General features: G+C 75.4%; 1 protein-coding gene. It reads left to right on the top strand.

Annotated elements, in window-relative coordinates:
* A partial coding sequence (locus NUH29_RS04820) for a DAK2 domain-containing protein (RefSeq protein ID WP_258798420.1) occupies positions 1 to 168 on the top strand: 168 nt, incomplete at its 5' end.
* Positions 169 to 280 lie beyond the last annotated feature (112 nt).

The following is a 280-nucleotide window of genomic DNA, read 5'->3' as shown; positions in this document are numbered from 1 at the left end:
GCCGCGACCGAGGCGGCCGCGGCGACCGCCGAGCTGCTGCCCCGCATGGGTCGCGCCCGCCCGCACGCCGAGCGCAGCCTCGGCACCCCCGACGCGGGCGCCCACTCCTTCGGCCTCGTGGTGACCGCCGCGGCCGCCGCCCTCTCGCGAAAGGACACCGTTCGATGACCGCCCTGCAGCCCCTGCGCATCGTGGTCGGCGCCGACGACGCCGGCTACCAGTACAAGGAAGCCCTCAAGGCCGACCTCGAGACCAGCGACCTCGTCGCCTCCGTCATCGA

It is taken from the genome of Protaetiibacter mangrovi (genome assembly GCF_024752305.1).
Classification (GTDB): domain Bacteria; phylum Actinomycetota; class Actinomycetes; order Actinomycetales; family Microbacteriaceae; genus Homoserinibacter; species Homoserinibacter mangrovi.
Note: the sequence above shows the minus strand (reverse complement) of the source record. Positions and strands in the feature narration are given on the sequence as shown.